17 protein-coding genes and 2 riboswitches are annotated in these 18,253 nt (G+C 35.7%); of the genes, 14 read left to right on the forward strand and 3 right to left on the reverse strand.

Annotation, left to right across the window (positions count from 1 at the left end; genetic code table 11):
* The 14 genes from ACQKNX_RS01050 (at position 1) to ACQKNX_RS01115 (ending at position 13,614) form a co-directional block, all read left to right on the forward strand.
* On the forward strand, positions 1-1,062 hold the full coding sequence (locus ACQKNX_RS01050; RefSeq protein WP_427427176.1) for an enoyl-CoA hydratase/isomerase family protein: 1,062 nt from the start codon (positions 1-3) through the stop codon (positions 1,060-1,062).
* Between the two features lie 260 nt (positions 1,063-1,322).
* Positions 1,323-2,240, forward strand: coding sequence for a LysR family transcriptional regulator (locus ACQKNX_RS01055; protein ID WP_427427177.1), 918 nt, complete (start codon positions 1,323-1,325; stop codon positions 2,238-2,240).
* A 98-nt stretch (positions 2,241-2,338) separates the two neighbouring features.
* Positions 2,339-3,442: a 5-methyltetrahydropteroyltriglutamate--homocysteine S-methyltransferase gene (locus ACQKNX_RS01060; protein WP_427427178.1), complete on the forward strand. Its 1,104-nt coding sequence runs from the start codon at positions 2,339-2,341 to the stop codon at positions 3,440-3,442.
* 154 nt (positions 3,443-3,596) lie between these two features.
* On the forward strand, positions 3,597-4,961 hold the full coding sequence (locus ACQKNX_RS01065; RefSeq protein ID WP_427427179.1) for an MFS transporter: 1,365 nt from the start codon (positions 3,597-3,599) through the stop codon (positions 4,959-4,961).
* Positions 4,962-5,114: 153 nt separating this feature from the next.
* Positions 5,115-5,302: riboswitch (cobalamin riboswitch) on the forward strand.
* 206 nt (positions 5,303-5,508) lie between these two features.
* A complete protein-coding gene (locus ACQKNX_RS01070; protein ID WP_402759812.1) occupies positions 5,509-5,697 on the forward strand; it encodes a hypothetical protein in 189 nt (62 codons plus the stop codon).
* Between the two features lie 55 nt (positions 5,698-5,752).
* A complete protein-coding gene (locus ACQKNX_RS01075) occupies positions 5,753-6,424 on the forward strand; it encodes a hypothetical protein (RefSeq protein ID WP_427427180.1) in 672 nt (223 codons plus the stop codon).
* A gap of 173 nt (positions 6,425-6,597) precedes the next feature.
* A riboswitch (cobalamin riboswitch) is annotated at positions 6,598-6,775 on the forward strand.
* A gap of 121 nt (positions 6,776-6,896) precedes the next feature.
* Positions 6,897-7,121: a glutaredoxin family protein gene (locus ACQKNX_RS01080; RefSeq protein ID WP_173478376.1), complete on the forward strand. Its 225-nt coding sequence runs from the start codon at positions 6,897-6,899 to the stop codon at positions 7,119-7,121.
* Positions 7,118-7,477 carry a class Ib ribonucleoside-diphosphate reductase assembly flavoprotein NrdI gene (gene nrdI / locus ACQKNX_RS01085; RefSeq protein ID WP_427427181.1) on the forward strand — a complete coding sequence of 120 codons (360 nt, stop codon included), beginning with the start codon at positions 7,118-7,120 and terminating at the stop codon, positions 7,475-7,477. The genes ACQKNX_RS01080 and nrdI overlap by 4 nt, the downstream gene beginning before the upstream one ends.
* Entirely contained in the window at positions 7,474-9,567 is a 2,094-nt protein-coding gene (nrdE, locus tag ACQKNX_RS01090; protein WP_427427182.1) for a class 1b ribonucleoside-diphosphate reductase subunit alpha, read from the forward strand. Before nrdI ends, nrdE begins: the two co-directional genes overlap by 4 nt.
* Entirely contained in the window at positions 9,555-10,523 is a 969-nt protein-coding gene (gene nrdF, locus ACQKNX_RS01095; RefSeq protein WP_427427183.1) for a class 1b ribonucleoside-diphosphate reductase subunit beta, read from the forward strand. The genes nrdE and nrdF overlap by 13 nt, the downstream gene beginning before the upstream one ends.
* 11 nt (positions 10,524-10,534) lie before the next feature.
* Entirely contained in the window at positions 10,535-10,972 is a 438-nt protein-coding gene (gene dut, locus ACQKNX_RS01100; protein ID WP_427427184.1) for a dUTP diphosphatase, read from the forward strand.
* Between the two features lie 280 nt (positions 10,973-11,252).
* Positions 11,253-11,795, forward strand: coding sequence for a GNAT family N-acetyltransferase (locus ACQKNX_RS01105; protein ID WP_427427185.1), 543 nt, complete (start codon positions 11,253-11,255; stop codon positions 11,793-11,795).
* A 279-nt stretch (positions 11,796-12,074) separates the two neighbouring features.
* On the forward strand, positions 12,075-13,202 hold the full coding sequence (locus ACQKNX_RS01110; protein ID WP_427427186.1) for a CamS family sex pheromone protein: 1,128 nt from the start codon (positions 12,075-12,077) through the stop codon (positions 13,200-13,202).
* A gap of 121 nt (positions 13,203-13,323) precedes the next feature.
* A complete protein-coding gene (locus tag ACQKNX_RS01115; RefSeq protein ID WP_427427187.1) occupies positions 13,324-13,614 on the forward strand; it encodes a hypothetical protein in 291 nt (96 codons plus the stop codon).
* Positions 13,615-13,662: 48 nt separating this feature from the next.
* Here ACQKNX_RS01115 and ACQKNX_RS01120 read toward each other — a convergent pair whose 3' ends face one another.
* Genes ACQKNX_RS01120 through fdhF form a run of 3 tightly spaced genes read right to left on the reverse strand, consistent with a single transcriptional unit; the run spans position 13,663 to position 18,142 of the window.
* Complete coding sequence (locus ACQKNX_RS01120) at positions 13,663-14,709, reverse strand: Mrp/NBP35 family ATP-binding protein (protein WP_427427188.1); 1,047 nt, start codon at positions 14,707-14,709, stop codon at positions 13,663-13,665.
* Between the two features lie 12 nt (positions 14,710-14,721).
* The gene (locus ACQKNX_RS01125) at positions 14,722-15,201 is read right to left on the reverse strand and encodes a DUF1641 domain-containing protein (RefSeq protein WP_340825349.1); all 480 of its coding nucleotides are present in this window, start codon (positions 15,199-15,201) and stop codon (positions 14,722-14,724) included.
* A gap of 4 nt (positions 15,202-15,205) precedes the next feature.
* Positions 15,206-18,142, reverse strand: a complete 2,937-nt coding sequence (fdhF, locus tag ACQKNX_RS01130; protein ID WP_427427189.1) for a formate dehydrogenase subunit alpha — start codon at positions 18,140-18,142, stop codon at positions 15,206-15,208.
* Positions 18,143-18,253 lie beyond the last annotated feature (111 nt).

Genomic DNA, 18,253 nt, shown 5'->3' on the forward strand with positions numbered 1-18,253 from the left:
ATGGATAACGAAGTATTATTTTCGGTTAGTGATGGAGGGGTGGCAAATATTGTGCTAAGCCGTCCGCTAGCTTTAAATTCCCTTTCCTATGAGATGCTGAAACCGATTGGTGAAAAGTTAAAAGAATGGGAAGCAAACGATGAAGTTCATATAGTCGTCTTAAAGGGTGAAGGAAGTAAAGGTTTTTGTGCCGGAGGGGATATTAAAATGCTCTATCAGGCATGTTCCAGTCCGGAGGCGTTGAAAAAGGCTGAAACTTTTTTCGAAGTAGAGTATCAAGTAGATCTGGCTATCTATAACTATTCAAAACCGATTATCGCCTGTTTAGACGGTATCGTTATGGGAGGGGGAGTGGGTTTAACTTATGGTGCCAGTCACCGTATTGTAACGGAACGTACAAAATGGGCTATGCCAGAAACGGACATCGGTTTCTTTCCTGATGTTGGAGCAGCCTATTTCTTAAATAAAGCACCAGGGTTTTTAGGTCGTTATTTAGCGTTAACAGCCTCTGTTATTCAATCAGAGGACATCTTATTTGCAAGTGCTGCAGATTATTTTATGGAAAGTAAACAACTACTTGAATTCCTATCACGCGTGGAACAGACAGACTGGCATGGGCAAGAAGTACTTGAGACTTTAAACAAGCTAGTAGCTGAATATACAAGTAGTCCATTGGAAAATGGGAAACTTGCTGCTATACAATGTGCTGTTGATGAACATTTTTCACAAAATTCAATAACGGACATTTTCCAATCGTTAGACAATGATTCGAGCAATTTTGCTTTAGAAACGAAGCAATTGCTTCTGTCTAAATCGCCATCATCATTGAAAATTACGTTAAAACAATTAATAGATGGGGTAAATCAATCAGTAGAAGAATGCTTTGCCACGGATTTTATTTTGGCAAAAAACTTTTTGAAGCATGAAGACTTCTATGAGGGTGTAAGGTCAGTTGTGATTGATAAGGATCGAAATCCACAATATTTTTACAAAACCGTTTCGGATTTTTCAGATGAAGCGATGGATAAATTTTTTCAAGACAACAGTGTTACATTAAAATAGCGAAAAATGAATTTGCTACAGTTTCTTTTATAGACAAGCAATACAGCGGGAGACCTAAGTAGGGTATTATACCATGCTTGGGTCTTTCTTTTTGCACTTAGACAATAGTGATCGTTCTGACTTGGCTCAATCTTATGTGAGCTATAACGTAGGATAGACTTTATAAAATTGCCACCAATTACGGAGTAGTGATGTACAATGATTGGAGCTATATATTCGTTTTTTTATTTTAAGTGCTTTTAAGAAAGAGGTATAAATTCATGACATTACAACAATTAAAATATGTGATTGAGGTTGCAAGGAGTCGTTCAATTAGTAAGGCTGCACAAAAATTATTTATTAGTCAGCCAAGCCTTTCGAACGCACTAAAAGAGTTAGAAAATGAAATCGGCATTATTATTTTTATGAGAACCAATAGAGGAATTGTAATGACACCTGAAGGATTAGAGTTTCTAGGTTATGCAAGGCAAGTAGTTGAACAGGCCGCTTTATTAGAAAATCGTTATTCAAGTAATCAACCATCACAACAACACTTCTCGGTATCAGCGCAGCATTATGCATTTGCAGTAAGTGCCTTTGTACGTCTGTTAAAAGAATACAACAGAGATGAATACGAATTCACGTTACGAGAAACGAAGACCTATGAGATTATCGAAGATGTGAAAAATCTACATAGTGAAATTGGCATTTTATACGTCAATGATTTCAATCAAAAAGTGATTCATAAATTTCTTAGGGAAGGTAATCTAATTTTCCATGAGCTATTTGAAGCAAAACCACATGTATTTATTAGTTCGCAAAATCCACTCGCCAAAAAGGAATTTGTGACATTATCAGATTTAATGCCGTACCCGTATCTTTCCTTCGAACAAGGGGACTATAATTCTTTCTATTTTTCGGAGGAAATTTTAAGTACAATTTCTAGACCTAAAAACATACGCGTTAGTGATCGGGCTACTCTCTTTAATTTATTAATCGGTTTAAATGGATATACAATTTCTACAGGGGTGATTAGTCATGAACTAAATAGTAAGGAAATTGTTTCAGTACCTTTACATGTAGAGGAGCGGATTACAGTAGGATATATCACCCATAAAAACGTCAAAAATAGCCCACTGGCAACTATTTATATTGAGTATTTAAAAGAAACAATTGAAGAAGAGCGAGATCAGCTATAGCTTAAAGCTATAGCTAAGGATATTTTATATGTGTTATAGGCTACCAATTTAATCGTGTTACACTTTCCTTACATTACAGATTAAAGGGGATACAACTTATGACAATCAAAATTGCAACTTCACCATTTCGTTATGATCATGTAGGTAGCCTATTGCGCCCTGCAAATTTAATACAGGCGCGTGAACAATATAAATCGGGCTCAATTTCATTTGACGAATTAACGGTTATAGAGAATGATGAGATTATCCGCATTATTGAAAAGCAAAAAGAAAGTGGTGTCATTGGTGTAACAGACGGCGAATTTCGCAGAAGCTGGTGGCATTTTGACTTTTTAGGTGGTCTTGATGGTGTAGAGTTATATGCAAAAGAAACGGGGTTGCAGTTCCATAAAATGGAGACTCGTAAAGGTGGTATTCGTGTAGTTAGAGATATTGACTTTTCTACACATCCATTTGTAGAGCATTTCAAGTTTTTAAAAGAGCATGCTGGTGACGCATTAGCAAAACAAACGATTCCGAGCCCAAATATGCTTTTATGCCGTGCTGATATCGAATTTGAAAAATATGAAGATCGAGAAAAATTCCAACAAGATACAATTCAAGCTTATCAAAAAGCAATCAAAGCATTTTATGGCGCTGGATGCCGCTACTTACAGCTAGATGACACGGCATGGGCAGATTTTTTCTCAGAAGAAGGGCACAACAAGCTACGTAATCGTGGATTAGAACCAGCGGAAGAATTAAAAGTCTTACAACGCATGATTAATGAATCCATTGCGCATAAACCAGAGGATTTAGTGATTACAATGCATATTTGTCGAGGGAACTATAAATCTAACTATTTCTCTAGTGGTGGATATGATTATGCTTCTGAAGTAATATTCGGAGGTTTAGATGTTGATGGTTTATTCTTAGAATTTGACGATGAACGTTCAGGGAATTTTGAACCATTAAAATATGTAAAACGCAAAGATCTAAAAGTTGTATTGGGCTTAATCACTTCTAAGTCAGGTGAATTAGAAGACAAAGAAAAAATAAAAGCACGTATTCAAGAGGCAGCAACATATGTACCCCTTGACCAGCTTTGTTTAAGTCCACAATGCGGTTTTTCATCGACAGAAGAAGGCAATATTTTAACGGAAGAACAACAATGGCAAAAACTTCGCTTTGTGAAAGAAGTTGCAGAGGAAATTTGGCAATAGTACATTTTCTGTAATTTTGTCATTGTTTGCGAGATACGTAACTGAACAATAAATTAGTAGATTTTTATAAGCGTGGCTACCATCTTAAAATGAATTTTTTTCATTTAAAAATGATAGCCATTTACCTTAAATTAAATGTATGTCGGAGGCTACCGTGAATATAGTTAATCCCATTGATGTAGTTAATCAGAGTAAATTAAAAGGGTTTCATTATCGTTTCATTATTTGTTTGTTTTTTATCATGATGTTCGATGGCTATGATGTTGTTATTTATGGTGCGTCTATTCCTATGTTAAAAGCACAATGGGGCATCTCTAATCTTGTAGCAGGGTCAATTAGTAGTTATACAACGATAGGGACGGCCATTGGTGCTGTCATATTCGGATTGTACGCAGATCACTTCGGAAGAAAACGCATTATTATTTTTACAACGTTTATTTTCAGCTTCTTTACTTTGTTATCTGGATTTGCCACATCACCGCTACTATTTGTAATTTTTCGTGTTATTGCAGGGCTAGGATTTGGTGGTGTGATGCCGAATATTGCAGCCTTAATTTCAGAATACGCACCGACTAAACATCGTGCTGCCATTATTTCAATAATTTTTTGTGGTTACTCTGTAGGTGCCATGCTAGCCTCATTCAGTGGACAGGTTTTTTTAGAAAAATTCGGTTGGCAACCTGTTTATTGGATTGCAGGTTTACCACTTCTTACACTGCCTCTTTTTGTACGCATCATCCCAGAATCTATTCATTCTTTAGTGCAACAAAAGGATACAAAAGCATTAGCTACTGCCCTTCAAAAAATAGAACCAACGCTTCCTAAAGATATTCAATTTGTATATGTCGAACAGGAAAAAATGCAAAAGTCACCAGTGCGGGATCTATTTAAAAACAAACTTGCTTTAAGTACAATGATGTTTTGGCTGTCATGTTTCTGTACATTTATCTTGATGTATTCATTAAATACATGGCTCCCAACTTTAATGATGAATGCAGGCTATGGCTTAAGCTCAAGTTTGATGTTTATTGTCGCACTACAATTCGGATCAATTGCAGGCACGCTGGCATTAGGCAATGTCATTAAATACTTTGGTTTCAAACGTGTCCTTATCCCGCTTTATTTAGTTGGTGCCGTATCCCTGACACTTATAGGTTTCTCTAAAAATATTTTTTTGGCCTATGGGCTCATTATTATTATTGGTGCAGCATCACTCGGTTTACAAAACATGTCAAATGCCTTTATAGCTGAATATTACTCAGTGGAGGTTCGCGCGGCAGCACTTGGAAGTACAATGGCATTTGGTCGTATTGGTTCAATTGTTGCACCAACTTATATGGGAATTCTACTAACTTTTAATCTTCAACCACAGTTTAACTTTTTTGCAATTGGTATTGCTGCAATTTTTGGTGCCATAGCTATGAGTTTTATTCGTGAAGACCGTGCAGACTATGCAGAAAACAAGCGAGAAGCTTCTATTAAGGTAACAAACTTGAAATCGTCTATTAATAGGCTATAACAATAGAGCAATCTACTAATTGAATAAATATTATCGAAATCAGGAATGTTAATTAAACAGTGTTCCTGATTTTTTTATGATGTTTCGCATCGTGGCTTGTCGATTCTTTGATAGTTGTTAGAGAGTGAAATAGGATATGTTATAATAATGTAAACGGAATAATAGGATAGAGGTACAAATTCATTGTGAGTTTGTTTAAAAGGGAAGAACGGTTAAAATCCGACGCTGTCCCGCAACTGTAAATAGGAGCACATTTTAAAAAACCACTGTTACGTCGTAATGGGAAGGAAAAATGTGCGATGACTATAAGCCAGGAGACCTGCCTTTATCTAGTACAACCAATAAACCTACGAGGATAGGGGGTGTTGAGTGTGGCGAATTGTTTTCATCATACTCATAGTGCGACAACCAAAGAAAGGGTGTCTATTATCAATAGACGACTTATTTATCATTGGTTGAAGAACTATGCAGTATTTCAGTCATAGCTAACATCTTTACTGTAAAAGGAAAGATGTTTTTTTTATGGACTAATTTAGGAGTGAGCTAGATGACATCACATTCAATTTCATTTTATGAAAATCAGTTAAAACAACAAATTATGAATAACCTTTCGGGTCAAAATGGCATTTCTTTGCAAACATATATGAACAGGCTAATACAAGAAAATGAGCATGATTATAAAAATATTAATTATGCTTATTTAAATGTAAAACGTGAAATAGTAGGCGCTAAATAAGGAACGAGCACATTACAAAAAATAAATTTAAAAGGAAAGAGAAGGTTTGAAATGTATGCAAAATCATGATGATCTGGAAAGGGATTCTTTAATAAATCGAACAGACTCTTTTTTTATAGAATTATTAGAAAGCTTTAATAACGAGAAATTAGAGAGGCTTGATGCGCTAGTATATTTTGAATCTTTTCTTTGGTGGAACGAACAAACACACTATTTTTCAAAAGAACAGCTCCAGAAACTTTGGATGAAGCTTATAAAAAAATATAAATTCACCATTGAACAATGGGAAAAAATTGACGCCAATACAAATATTCATTTTTATCTTGTGAAACAAAATGGACATGGTTTACAAAAGTTAATGCGTTTTTATAATGACCGTCGGGCATTGAAATGGAAAGAAAATGCATTTGATTATGGAATGGCAATGCTTATCAACATAGGTAAAATGCCTGGATTGGAAATGTTTTTTCTGACAAATTTAATTTGTTACGAATGGAAAAATGATTATTTAAAGAACGCAGATGTGATAGATTTTTTTCGTCATACTGGGAATGATAAAGTAAAAGAATTGTACGAGAGTTATAGGACTTATGATAGTGAACAAAATCTTTTAAGTGCTATGTTATTAGTTAAACTATTGTCTAAATATAATCCTCAGTTCAATATCTATGCAGCAGCAACACCTGATTTCTATAAGAAACTATCGCTGTTTGTTGGAGTAAAATAAAAATTATGCTTATATTTTATGGATGATCGCCATGTAAAATAATCTATAATTCTTTGGTACTACGAATTCGTTCTACAGAAAATAACGAAAAGTTACACAATAAAGAATTCCCTTTTCAAGATTTACTTTTTACTTGAAGGATGGTACACTTAATTGTATTGAATAACAATATATTGTGTTCGTTTTATTTAGGTACTACAATATGTAGTGTAATAGGGAAGTTCGGTATATTCCGACGCTGTCCCCGCAACTGTAAAAGCTGACGATGATTTAATCCACTGTGCATTCGTATGGGAAGGAAATCAGAGAGTGAAGCAAAGCCAGGAGACCTGCCTATCATAAAACAAATCAACCTTTCTTCGGGGAATAAGAAATGGGGACGTGACGATTTTTTTTGTTTTTTTACGTTTCTAACTTAGGCTGTCTCTCCCAAGAGATAGCCTTTTTATATTATGAAAAGAGGGAATTTAAAATGAAACTTTATACTAAAACTATATGCCCAAAATGTCTTTGGGTCAAATCGGAATTACAACGTGCAGGACTTGAAGCAGAAATTGTCAACATTGATCACGATGAGCAAGCGAAACAAAAAATTATGGACGCAGGTTTTTTAAGTGTGCCTGTTCTTGAAGTAAATGACACATTTATAGGAGATGTCAAAGAAATTGTTTCTCAAATTGAGATGATTGCAATATGATCGTTTATGCCAGTCGTACAGGTAATGTGCGTAATATTGTTACTAAATTAGATGGTGAATCAATAGAAATACATGATGGATTATTGTTGACTGAGCCCTATCTTTTAATAACATACACAGACGGCTTAGGTGATATTCCTGCAAAAGTAGACCGCTTTTTAGAGCAAAACAAGGAATTTTGCAAGGGAGTAGCTGTTAGTGGTAATAGTAATTTTGGACACCATGTGTTTGGCGGAGCTGGTGAGAAAATTGCAGAAGCCTATAAAGTCCCGCTAGTATGTAAATTAGATTTACGGGGATATCAGGCTGATTATGAAGTAATACAAATGTTTTATGAAACGAGGGTGAAGGGATGAAAACATATTTAAAGCTTAATAATGAGGTGCTTAATCGCTATAGCACGACAGGTCAATTAGAGCTTGAAAAGGACCGTGAAGCAACACGCCGTTATTTTTTAGAATATGTAAATGTGCGTCTACGTTATTTTATTGATATTGAAGAAAAAATTCGCTATTTAGTCGATGAGGGTTACTATGAGAAACAATTTATCGACATGTATGAAATAGATTTTATTAAACATCTATACAAAAAAGCATACGATTATAATTTCCGCTTCCCTTCTTTTATGAGTGCGAGTAAATTTTATGATAGCTACGCAATGAAAAGTCGTGACGGAGAAGAAATTTTAGAAAAATATGAGGATCGTATTGTTATCATCGCTTTATATTTAGCACAAGGGAACACTGTTTTAGCAGAACGTTCTGTTGAGGCAATGATGGAAGCGTACCAACCAGCAACACCAACCGCATTAAATAGTGGGAAAAAAGCGCGTGGCGAATTAGTAAGCTGCTTTAAACTATCAATGGACGATTCAATGAATAGTATTGCTGAAAATATTGGTTATTGTTTGGAGCTATCACGCCTTGGAGGTGGAGTGGGGGTAAACTTAACTGATTTACGTCCATTAGGTGATCCTATTAAAGAAATTTTAAATCGTGCAAGTGGTGTTATCCCGGTTGCTAAACTTTTAGAAAATTCGTTTAGCTATTCGAATCAGCTCGGACAACGAAACGGCTCTGGTGTTGTCTATCTAAATATTTTCCACGCAGATATAGAAAATTTTATTTCATCGAAAAAGCCAAATGCGGATGATAAAATCCGTCTTGCAACGCTATCAACAGGTATTATTATTCCAAGTATTTTCTTTGAACTGATGAAACGTGATAAAGATATTGTGTTGTTTAGCCCATATGATATTTATAAAGAATATGGTAAACGGATGTCTGAAATCTCAATTACTGAGATGTATTACGAGTTACTAGATAACCCGAATATCCGTAAGATTAAACGCTTGAATGCTCGTAGACTTTATACAGAAGTGAAAAAAGCACAATTTGAATCAGGCTATCCTTTCGAAATTTTTGATGATAATGTCAACGATGTACATCCACTTAAAAATATAGGTCGTGTAAAAATGTCGAACCTATGTACAGAAATTCTACAAGTACAAGAAACAAGTATCATTACTGACCAAAATGAACCAAATGAATACGGGCTGGATGTATCGTGTAACTTAGGTTCAATTGATATTCATGCCGCAAGTAAAGTAAATGATTTTGGAACATTAGTTGATACAGCCATGCATTTATTAACGAATGTGTCGCAAATGACGAACATCACGAATGTACCGCCTGTAGCTAAAGCAAATAAGCTAATGCACTCGGTAGGGCTTGGTTGTATGAATTTACATGGACATCTTGTTACAGAAGGCATCATGTATGGTTCAAAGGATTCGATTGATTTTATGGATCGCTTTATGGAAGCGATGAACTATTATTCACTTAAATCATCTATGGAGATTGCTAAGGAACAAGGCGAAACTTTCTACCGTTTTGAAGATAGTGATTATGCTTCAGGTGTTTATTTTGATCAATATGTAAATAAAATCGAAGTAGAGCTCTCACCTGTTGTATTAAAAGCACTAGGAAATATTCCAATCGTCACATCAAAAATGTGGGAAACATTAAAACAGGATGTCATGCAATATGGTTTATTCCATTCTTATCGTCTAGCTATTGCACCAACTGGTAGTATTTCATACATTCGTAGCTGTACAGCTTCGATTGCACCAAGTACTGAGCGCGTAGAGGTACGTGATTATGCGGATAGTCGAACAATTTATCCAATGCCACATTTAACAAATGATAACAGTCATTTATATGTTGAAGCTTATGATGTGAATCCATATGATTTAATCGATTTATATGCAGCATCTCAAAAACACGTAGACCAAGGTATTTCGATGACGCTGTATGTAACGGATAACTGGACAACGGAACAGTTGGCTAAAATTTATATTTATGCTTGGGTAAAGGGAATTAAATCTGTTTATTATGTCCGTCAACGTTTGCAAAGCTTAGAGGAGTGTGTCGCATGTCAAATATAATTTACGAAGCGGTCAATTGGAATAAGTCAACGAGTGAACTGGCACAAGTATTTTGGGACCAACAATGGAAACAAATTTGGTTTCCAGAAGAAATTGCAGTTAGTAAGGATATCCCGCAGTGGAAAAATTTCGAACACCAAGATACGTATAAGAAAGTATTCGCAGGCTTAACATTACTTGATACAGTTCAGACGAATATTGGGATGAACCGTGTCGCTGCTTATACATCGGATCTTCAAGAAAAGGCGGTCCTTACTGTATTTGATGCGTTTGAAGCGATACATGCAAAATCCTACTCATATATATTCACAACGCTTTGTACAAATGAAGAAATTGACTCGCTATTTGAATGGGTAAAGAAAAATGAATATCTACAATATAAGGCAAATAAAATTGCAGATATTTATAATGGTATTGAAGAAGGGGATTCAGAAAGTTTATGGAAAGCGATGTTCTCGTCCGTTATGCTAGAATCATTCCTTTTCTACTCTGGCTTCTTCTATCCATTATACTTAGGAGGACAAGGCTTTCTTCGCAATAGTGCAGAAATTATTTCCCTTATTTTACGCGACGAATCCATCCACGGTGTGGCAGTAGGCTTCTTTGCACAAAATTTATATAAGCAATTTTCTAAGGAAAAGCAAGAAGAGCTAACATTATGGGGTTATGAATTATTGTTGGATTTATATCAAAATGAAATGAATTATACAGATGATATTTATGCAGAAACAGGTTTATCGCCTGAAGTAAAAGCTTACGTTCGCTATAATGCTAATAAAGCGTTAATGAATGTAGGGTTTGACCCAATGTTCCCTGAAGAAGAAGTGAATCCAATCGTTATGAATGGTATTCGTAACGAAGGTTCAACATATGACTTCTTTTCACAAAAAGGTTCTACTTATGCAAAAGCAAAAGTAGCGCCAATTACAGATGACACATTTAAATTTAATCGTTAAGGATGAAAGAAATGAACTTAGACGTAAAAATCAAAAGAATTCATACTGATGCATTGCTACCTTTGCAAGCAAATCCAGGTGATGCGGGAATGGATCTTTATTCAATAGAAGCAGTAGAAATTCCTGCGGGAGAAGCAAAATTAATAAAAACAGGCTTACAAATTGAATTACCAAAAGGGACAGAAGCGCAAGTTCGTCCAAGAAGTGGACTAGCATTAAAACATAGTGTAACTGTTCTCAATAGTCCAGGTACAATTGATGAAGGCTACAGAGGCGAAATTGGCGTTATTTTAATTAATCATGGTAAAGAAACATTTATCGTCGAGAAATCAATGCGCATAGCCCAAATGGTAATCCAAATGGTCCCTTCCATTCAACTACTAGAAGTAAATGAATTATCCCAAACTGTTCGTGGAGCTTCTGGATTTGGAGCAAGTGGAACAAAATAAGTTCGTAAGGATTAAGTTCGGTACTGTACCGAACTTAATTTTTTTTGTAGGAGTGCCAGTCACCCACACAATTTACACACAATTTCACAGTTACTTATTTGTTCGAAAAAATAGCATGTTTGACTTGCCATATAAATTTGAAATAAAATAGGAACATATTAAATTGGAGGTTTTTGTTTGATTAACTTATGTTTCTTACTGGGGTGGAAACTTTCTTAATAATTATTATTAAGAAGGTATGTTGGGTAATTTCGAAATTTTTTTTAAAATAGGAGAGTATATGAATATTAAAATTAGGCAAGAACACCCTTCAGATTACAAAAAAATTGAAGATGTTGTCAAAATGGCATTTTTAAATGTAGAACAAAGTGACAAACAAGAGCATTTTCTTGTGAATAAAATTAGACAATCAGATGCTTTTATTTCTGAATTGTCATTAGTAGCGATAGATCAGGAAACGAATGAAATTGTTGGTCATATTCTTTTATCTAAAATAACAATTGTCGCTTCTAATTTATCTGTAGATTCTTTAGCACTTGCTCCTGTTGCAGTCGCACCTGAACACCACAAGAAAGGTGTAGGTAGTCAACTCATTAATGCAGCTTTAAAACGTGCAAAAGAGCTTGATTTTCAGTCAGTAATCGTTTTAGGACACAAAGATTATTATCCAAAATTCGGATTTAAAAAGGCAAGTTTATGGAATATAAAAGCACCTTTTGAAGTGCCGGATGAAGTATTATTGGCAATTGAATTGACGAAAGATTCTTTGACTAATGTTCAAGGAACAGTAAATTATTCAAAAGCCTTTATGAGTGAGAGTTAATTATTGATATAAATCATTTACAAAAGCCCTGTATTTTTATAGGGTTTTTTGTATGTATATTAAACTTTATTTTGGATGAAAAATGCACTTTAAATAACAGTAAAACGATTGTTTTATTTTCTAGCAACTGGGCGTTTATACCGTCTTTAAATAACAAACAGCATTTGCAATATATAAAGTCTTTAATATAAATATTAATAGAACTTATGGTAATATAAGGTATGACGATAGTAGTGAAAGATTTTCATAATATCACAATAAGAAAGGAGTATTATAGACATGGATATAAGAAAAAGTGCACTATTATTGATATCACCTTTATTTTTTTTAGCTGCTTGTAGTGATGATGAAGACGATAATAATCAAGAGAAAATGTATATATCCTCAATTCAGAAAAAGGAAACATACGAAATTCAACAGCCTGCTAAATTGAATGTTGCCAGAGGATTAATTGTTAGTAATATGAATAATACTTTAAATATTAATGAAATTGAGAAGGGGTTAATGAATTTATCAGTAAATTATTTTTCGCCAAGTAGTTTTTATATGCAGGAAGGCCAATATTTAGATAAAAATATGATTCGGCAATGGTTAGCTAGAAAAACTGAAGAAGGCTTAGGTTTAAATCCACCAATAGAAAATAGTACTGGTAATGTTTTAGAGGATGAAAAAGCGAATCCGCTAATTTTATCACATGTGTTAGAACAAAATTACATTAACAAAAAAAGTGGAAAAATAGAAGGGATAGCATTAGCCATATCGTTAAATGAATATTATGACATACGAGTATCTGATGATAAAGGCTTGATTTATACAGACCAAGTGAAAGTTGATAATAATGACGATGATGTAAATGATGTAGGTAATTATGGTAAAAAAATAGCTGAAACAATCGTAAAAGATATAAGAAAAAATGAAGCAATGCCGAATGTTCCAATCTATTTAACGTTGTATCAAGAATCCAATAAAAATGATATACTTCCAGGCATTTTTTTAGCTGAAACCTTTATTGCAGAGAGCAAAGATAGAATAGATAAATGGACTGACATAGATAAGAAAGATTACACATTCCCTTCCGATGCCTTATATAGTTTGGATCAAGATACATATAATAAATTATTAAGTTTTAAAGAAGAAATACAAAAGAATTTCAAACATTTAAATCCTAAAGCATTTGGAAAGCTTCGATATGAAGATGGAAAATTAGCAGATATAAAAATAGAGGTACATGCACCTTTAATAAATGATACGGAATTGATTGGCCTTTTGCAGTTTATTAGTACAAAATTAAATTCTATTTTATTTGACTATGTTCCTGTTACGATTCGTATTATCGATCAAAAACAAGATGTTGGAATTGTTTTATGGGACCCAGAAGAAAAACAAATTTTCGCAACCCCAATATAGTGCCAGTCACCCAAACAATTCTGATAATTCAATAGGCTAAGTTTTGTTCACTTTTCGGCTCCATAAAAAAAGAGTATTATTAAATAGGAAGAAACTCTATATAAAAGGATGACGTTCAGACATGAATGAGCAATTAGTGGATTGGATTATTCGCTTTCAAAGGGATAAAGATATTGAAGCACTAGCTAATTTAAAAGACTATTGTTATGAGATGATTGAGCCTTTAATTGTGGAATTTACAGCGAAGTATGGTGAAGATGCAGGAGCGTTATTACGTTTAAAATGGGATAAACGGTTTTATTTCATTTTTACGAAATATCAGGTGAATGTAGGGCTACCATTAGAGACATTTGTGCAAAATACGTATCGTTTTTATTTCATGCAAGTACTAAAAAAGGCGGGCTATTTGTGACAGAAAAAATCCCTTGATTTGTGTAAAAGCAAATCAAGGGATTTATGTTTAATAATATAGTAAATCTTCTGCTAGCTGAGTAAATATTTCGCCGATAATTGTTTCTTCATCATATACCGAGGAGCCTGTATTTTCTTCAGGCTGGGCGAAAGGAATATGAGCTATTACTTGGGCTTGCAGTAAATCTGCCAAATGTTCGGCTCCACCTTGTCCAAATAGATAGTTTTTTTGACCATCTGCCCCTGCAAAATAAGCCATGTTTTCTACGACACCAAGAATAGTATGCTTCGTATGTTGTGCCATCAAGCCTGCACGGGATGCGACGTAAGACGCGGCAAGATGCGGTGTTGTCACGATGATTTCTTGTGCTTGTGGAATCATCGCTGCCATATCAATGGCCACATCCCCAGTACCTGGAGGTAAATCTATCAAAAGATAGTCCAAATCACCCCATACCGTATTGACAAGGAAATTGCGAATCCATTTGTTGAGCATAGGGCCACGCCACATAACAGGCTGGTTCCCATTTGTGAAAAAGCCCATCGACATCAATTTAACCCCATGACTTTCAATAGGAATCGCTGTTTGATCAAGCATAGTAGGCTTTTGGTCAATGTTCATCATAGCAGGAATACTAAAGCCATAAATATCAGCATCAAGTATGCCAACACGTTTACCAAGACGGGCAAGAGCAACCGCTAAATTAATCGTAACAGTCGATTTCCCAACACCGCCTTTGCCACTTGTGATGGCAATGAATTGCACCCCAGAATTAAGTTGCAACATGTGCGGCATTCCTTGCGCATCAACATTTTTCTCTTGTAAAGAGGCCGTTAATGCACGACGTTCTTGATCTGTCATAGCGCCAAAGGTAATGGCAACACTGGTTGCACCAATTGCTTGTAATGCCGCCTCCACATCTTGCTGGATTTTCGCTTTTAACGGACATCCTGGAATCGTTAAAATAATATCCAGTGACAGATGGGTGTCAATAATATGAATATTGCGTACCATATTCAATGTGACAATACTCTGATGAAGCTCAGGATCTTGAACTTGTTGTAATGCGTTGATTACATCTTCTTGTACTAACATAACAGAACCACCTTATTCTTTTAAGCCTTTGCCAAGTCCCTTTAAGAAATGGACCCCAAAATTGAGCGCACGATTGACATCTGGATCATTTAACATTTTGACAAGCTTAAAGGCACTTACTTTTTCATCGGATTCCAGTGCTTTGTTGGCTTCCTCTACACCTGAATTTAAGCCATCAATCAGCTTAGTCGTTGTTTCAGGACTTAGCTCCGTCAATGCTCCCGCAACACCCATTAAATTATTAATGATATTGGTTACAGGTTTACGTGTTAATTGTCCAAGTGCAACATGGGCGACTTCTTCTTTAGCTTCTAGTAGTTTCATTGCTGCTTCTAATGCACCGATATCATTTAATTCAGCCATAATAAGCAACACTTGATTGACCGCTTCTTCTTGATCAGAAAGCAGTTGTTTGAGATTTTCTAATTTTTGTTCCTTTAGCTGTTCTTCTGTTACTTGTTGTTTTTTTATATTTGTAATGGGTGCAGCCATGCTCTCACTCTCTTTCGTTTATGGTTGTTAAGTGAACGTAGCCAGGACGATTCCATTTTCGTTGTACCTCAACACCATTTTGAGGATGACGCTTTTTATAGCGAGGGTTAGTGCGAGGAAGTGGTGTTTTGCCTTTTGCTTTTAGCACTTCTACTCGTACTTTTGTTTGTTTATAAGCTGGTGTTGATGTATTAACATCTGCTGCAGGACCAGTTAAGAAGTTGATAGCTGAATCTTTGCTAACAGAGTTCATTGGTAAAAATAATTCATTTCCTTGTACGCGATCTGTAACAAGAGCATTTAACTTTAATGCGCCATATGGAGATACTAAACGGAGCAGGGCTCCATCTTCAATGCCTCGCTCTTTTGCCAATTCTGGTGAGACTTCAACGAAAATCTCAGGTACCTTTGATTGAATACCTTTCGATTTATTTGTTAGATTTCCTTCGTGGAAGTGTTCAAGCATCCGACCATTGTTAATATGACAATCGTATTGTGCCTCAAATTCAACTGGTTGTACCCAATCATTTAAAGCAAAACGAGCTTTTTTATCAGGGAAGTTAAAGCCGTCTTCATATAATAACGGTGTATCTTTACCATCGTGGCTACCCCAACAGAAACTACCCCAGCCTTCTAAGACATCATAGTTGGCTTGTGAGAATAGAGGAGATAGGCTCGCCATTTCATCAAAAATATCACTTGGATGATCATAATGCCAATCTGCTCCTAATCGACGTGCTACGGCTTGAAGGATTTCCCAATCTGCTTTTGATTCACCAAGTGTTGGTAAAACTTGATACAGGCGCTGAACGCGACGTTCAGTATTTGTGAATGTACCTTCTTTTTCAAGGGAAGGGGCAGCTGGTAAAATAACATCTGCATATTGTGCTGTACGTGATAGGAAACAATCCTGTACTACAAAAAATTCAATTTGTGAAAGAACTTCATCTACATGGTTGGCGTTACAGTCAACAAGCGCCATATCTTCTCCCACTAAATACATCGCTTTCATTTTACCTTCCATAATGGCATCTAACATTTGCATATTAGTACGACCTGGTTGGGACTGAATAGGAACACCATAGGCTTTTTCGAATTTTGCACGTGCCGCATCATCAGTTACTTTTTGATAGCCTGGTAATAGATTTGGTAATGTTCCCATATCACAAGCACCTTGAACATTGTTATGACCGCGAAGAGGGTAGGCCCCAGCACCGGGACGGCGATAGTTACCAGTTGATAATAGTAAATTTGAAATAGCTGCTGATGTGTATGAACCTCCAGTATTTTGTGTTACACCCATGCCCCAAAGAACGCATGTACCGTCTGCATCACGAATCATCTCAGCAACTTCAATCAATGTTTCTTTCGTAATACCAGTCATTTCTTGCGCATAATCAAGTGTATATGTTTCAAGTACTTGTTTGAAATCATCAAAATGAAGGACATTTTCTCGAATAAAGGCTTCATCATGCCATCCTTGATCTATGATATATTTGGTAACTGCCATTAACCAAACTTGGTCAGTACCTTGTTTTGGACGCATAAAGATATCGGAACGCTCAGCCATTTCATGTTTACGTATATCGGCAACAATTAATTTCTGACCATGTAACTTATGCGCACGTTTCACACGTGTTGCTAAAACGGGATGACCTTCAGCTGGGTTAGCACCAACAATAATGACAAGACCAGCTTTGGCAATATCTTTGATCGTACCAGCGTCACCGCCTAAACCTACTGTACGTAATAAACCATCAGTAGCAGGCGATTGACAATAACGAGAACAATTATCGACGTCATTTGTTTCAAATAACTGACGAGCCATTTTTTGAATTAAGTAATTTTCTTCGTTTGTAATTTTAGAAGAAGATATAAAACCGACAGAACCAGGACCATATTGTTGTTGAATACCACCAAGTTTTGTGGCAATTAGATCCAGTGCTTCATCCCATGATGATTCAACAAACTCATCATTTTTACGTATAAGTGGTTTTGTAATTCGTTCTTCTGAATTGACGAAATCCCAGCCGAATTTCCCTTTGACACAAGTCGAAATCGCATTTACTGGACCATCGGAAGGCTGTACTTTTAAAATTTTTCGGTCTTTTGTCCATACTTCGAATGAACAACCTACACCACAGAACGTACAAACTGTTTTCGTTTTTTTAGTGCGTTTACTACGCATGGCTGCTTCCACTTCAGAAACGGCAAAAATACCGCTATATCCCGGTTCAACTTCCTTAATTAAACTGATCATTGGATCTAACATATCCTGTTTCAAACCAGTCATAAATCCAGCCTCTCCAAGCATGGATTTTTCCATTAAGGCGTTACATGGGCAAACGGTTACACATTGACCACAACTTACACAGGAAGAATCATTAATGGCAGCGCCTTTATCCCAAATTACGCGTGGTCGTTCTGCTTCCCAATCGAGTGATAATGTTTCGTTCACCTGTAAATTTTGGCACACTTCTACACATTGCCCACATGCAATGCATTGATTGGGATCATATCGGTAAAATGGATGCGACATGTCCACTTCATGTGGTTCAGCTTTGGGCGTGTACGGATATTTTTGATGCTCGATTTCCATTAATTCGGCTGTGTTGTGTAATGTGCAATTTCCATTGTTATTATCACATACTGTACAGTACAGTAAATGGTTTTCGAGTAGACGGTCCATTGCTTCTGTTTGTGCAGCTTTTGCTTTGTCAGAAGTTAATAAAATATTCATGCCGTCTACTGCCTTTGTGGAGCAGGAACGAACTAATTGGCCATTCATCTCCACAATACAAGTATCACATGTTTCAATTGGGTCTACAGCTGGCACATGACAAATCTGAGGATGAGGAATGCCATGTTGATTAATGGTATCAAGGATTGTAGCTCCTTCTTTTACATCATATGGAGCGCCATTAATTTTAATTTGAGTCAAGGTAACTTCCTCCTATTCACTTTGAGACTTATAGGACAACTTGTTACGGCTAAAAACAAAAGGGAATAACAAATCGAGTTGGTTATTTTTGAAACGATTGTCTTGTTATTA

The sequence above is a fragment of the Lysinibacillus sp. NPDC093712 genome (assembly GCF_050280025.1).
Classification (GTDB): domain Bacteria; phylum Bacillota; class Bacilli; order Bacillales_A; family Planococcaceae; genus Lysinibacillus.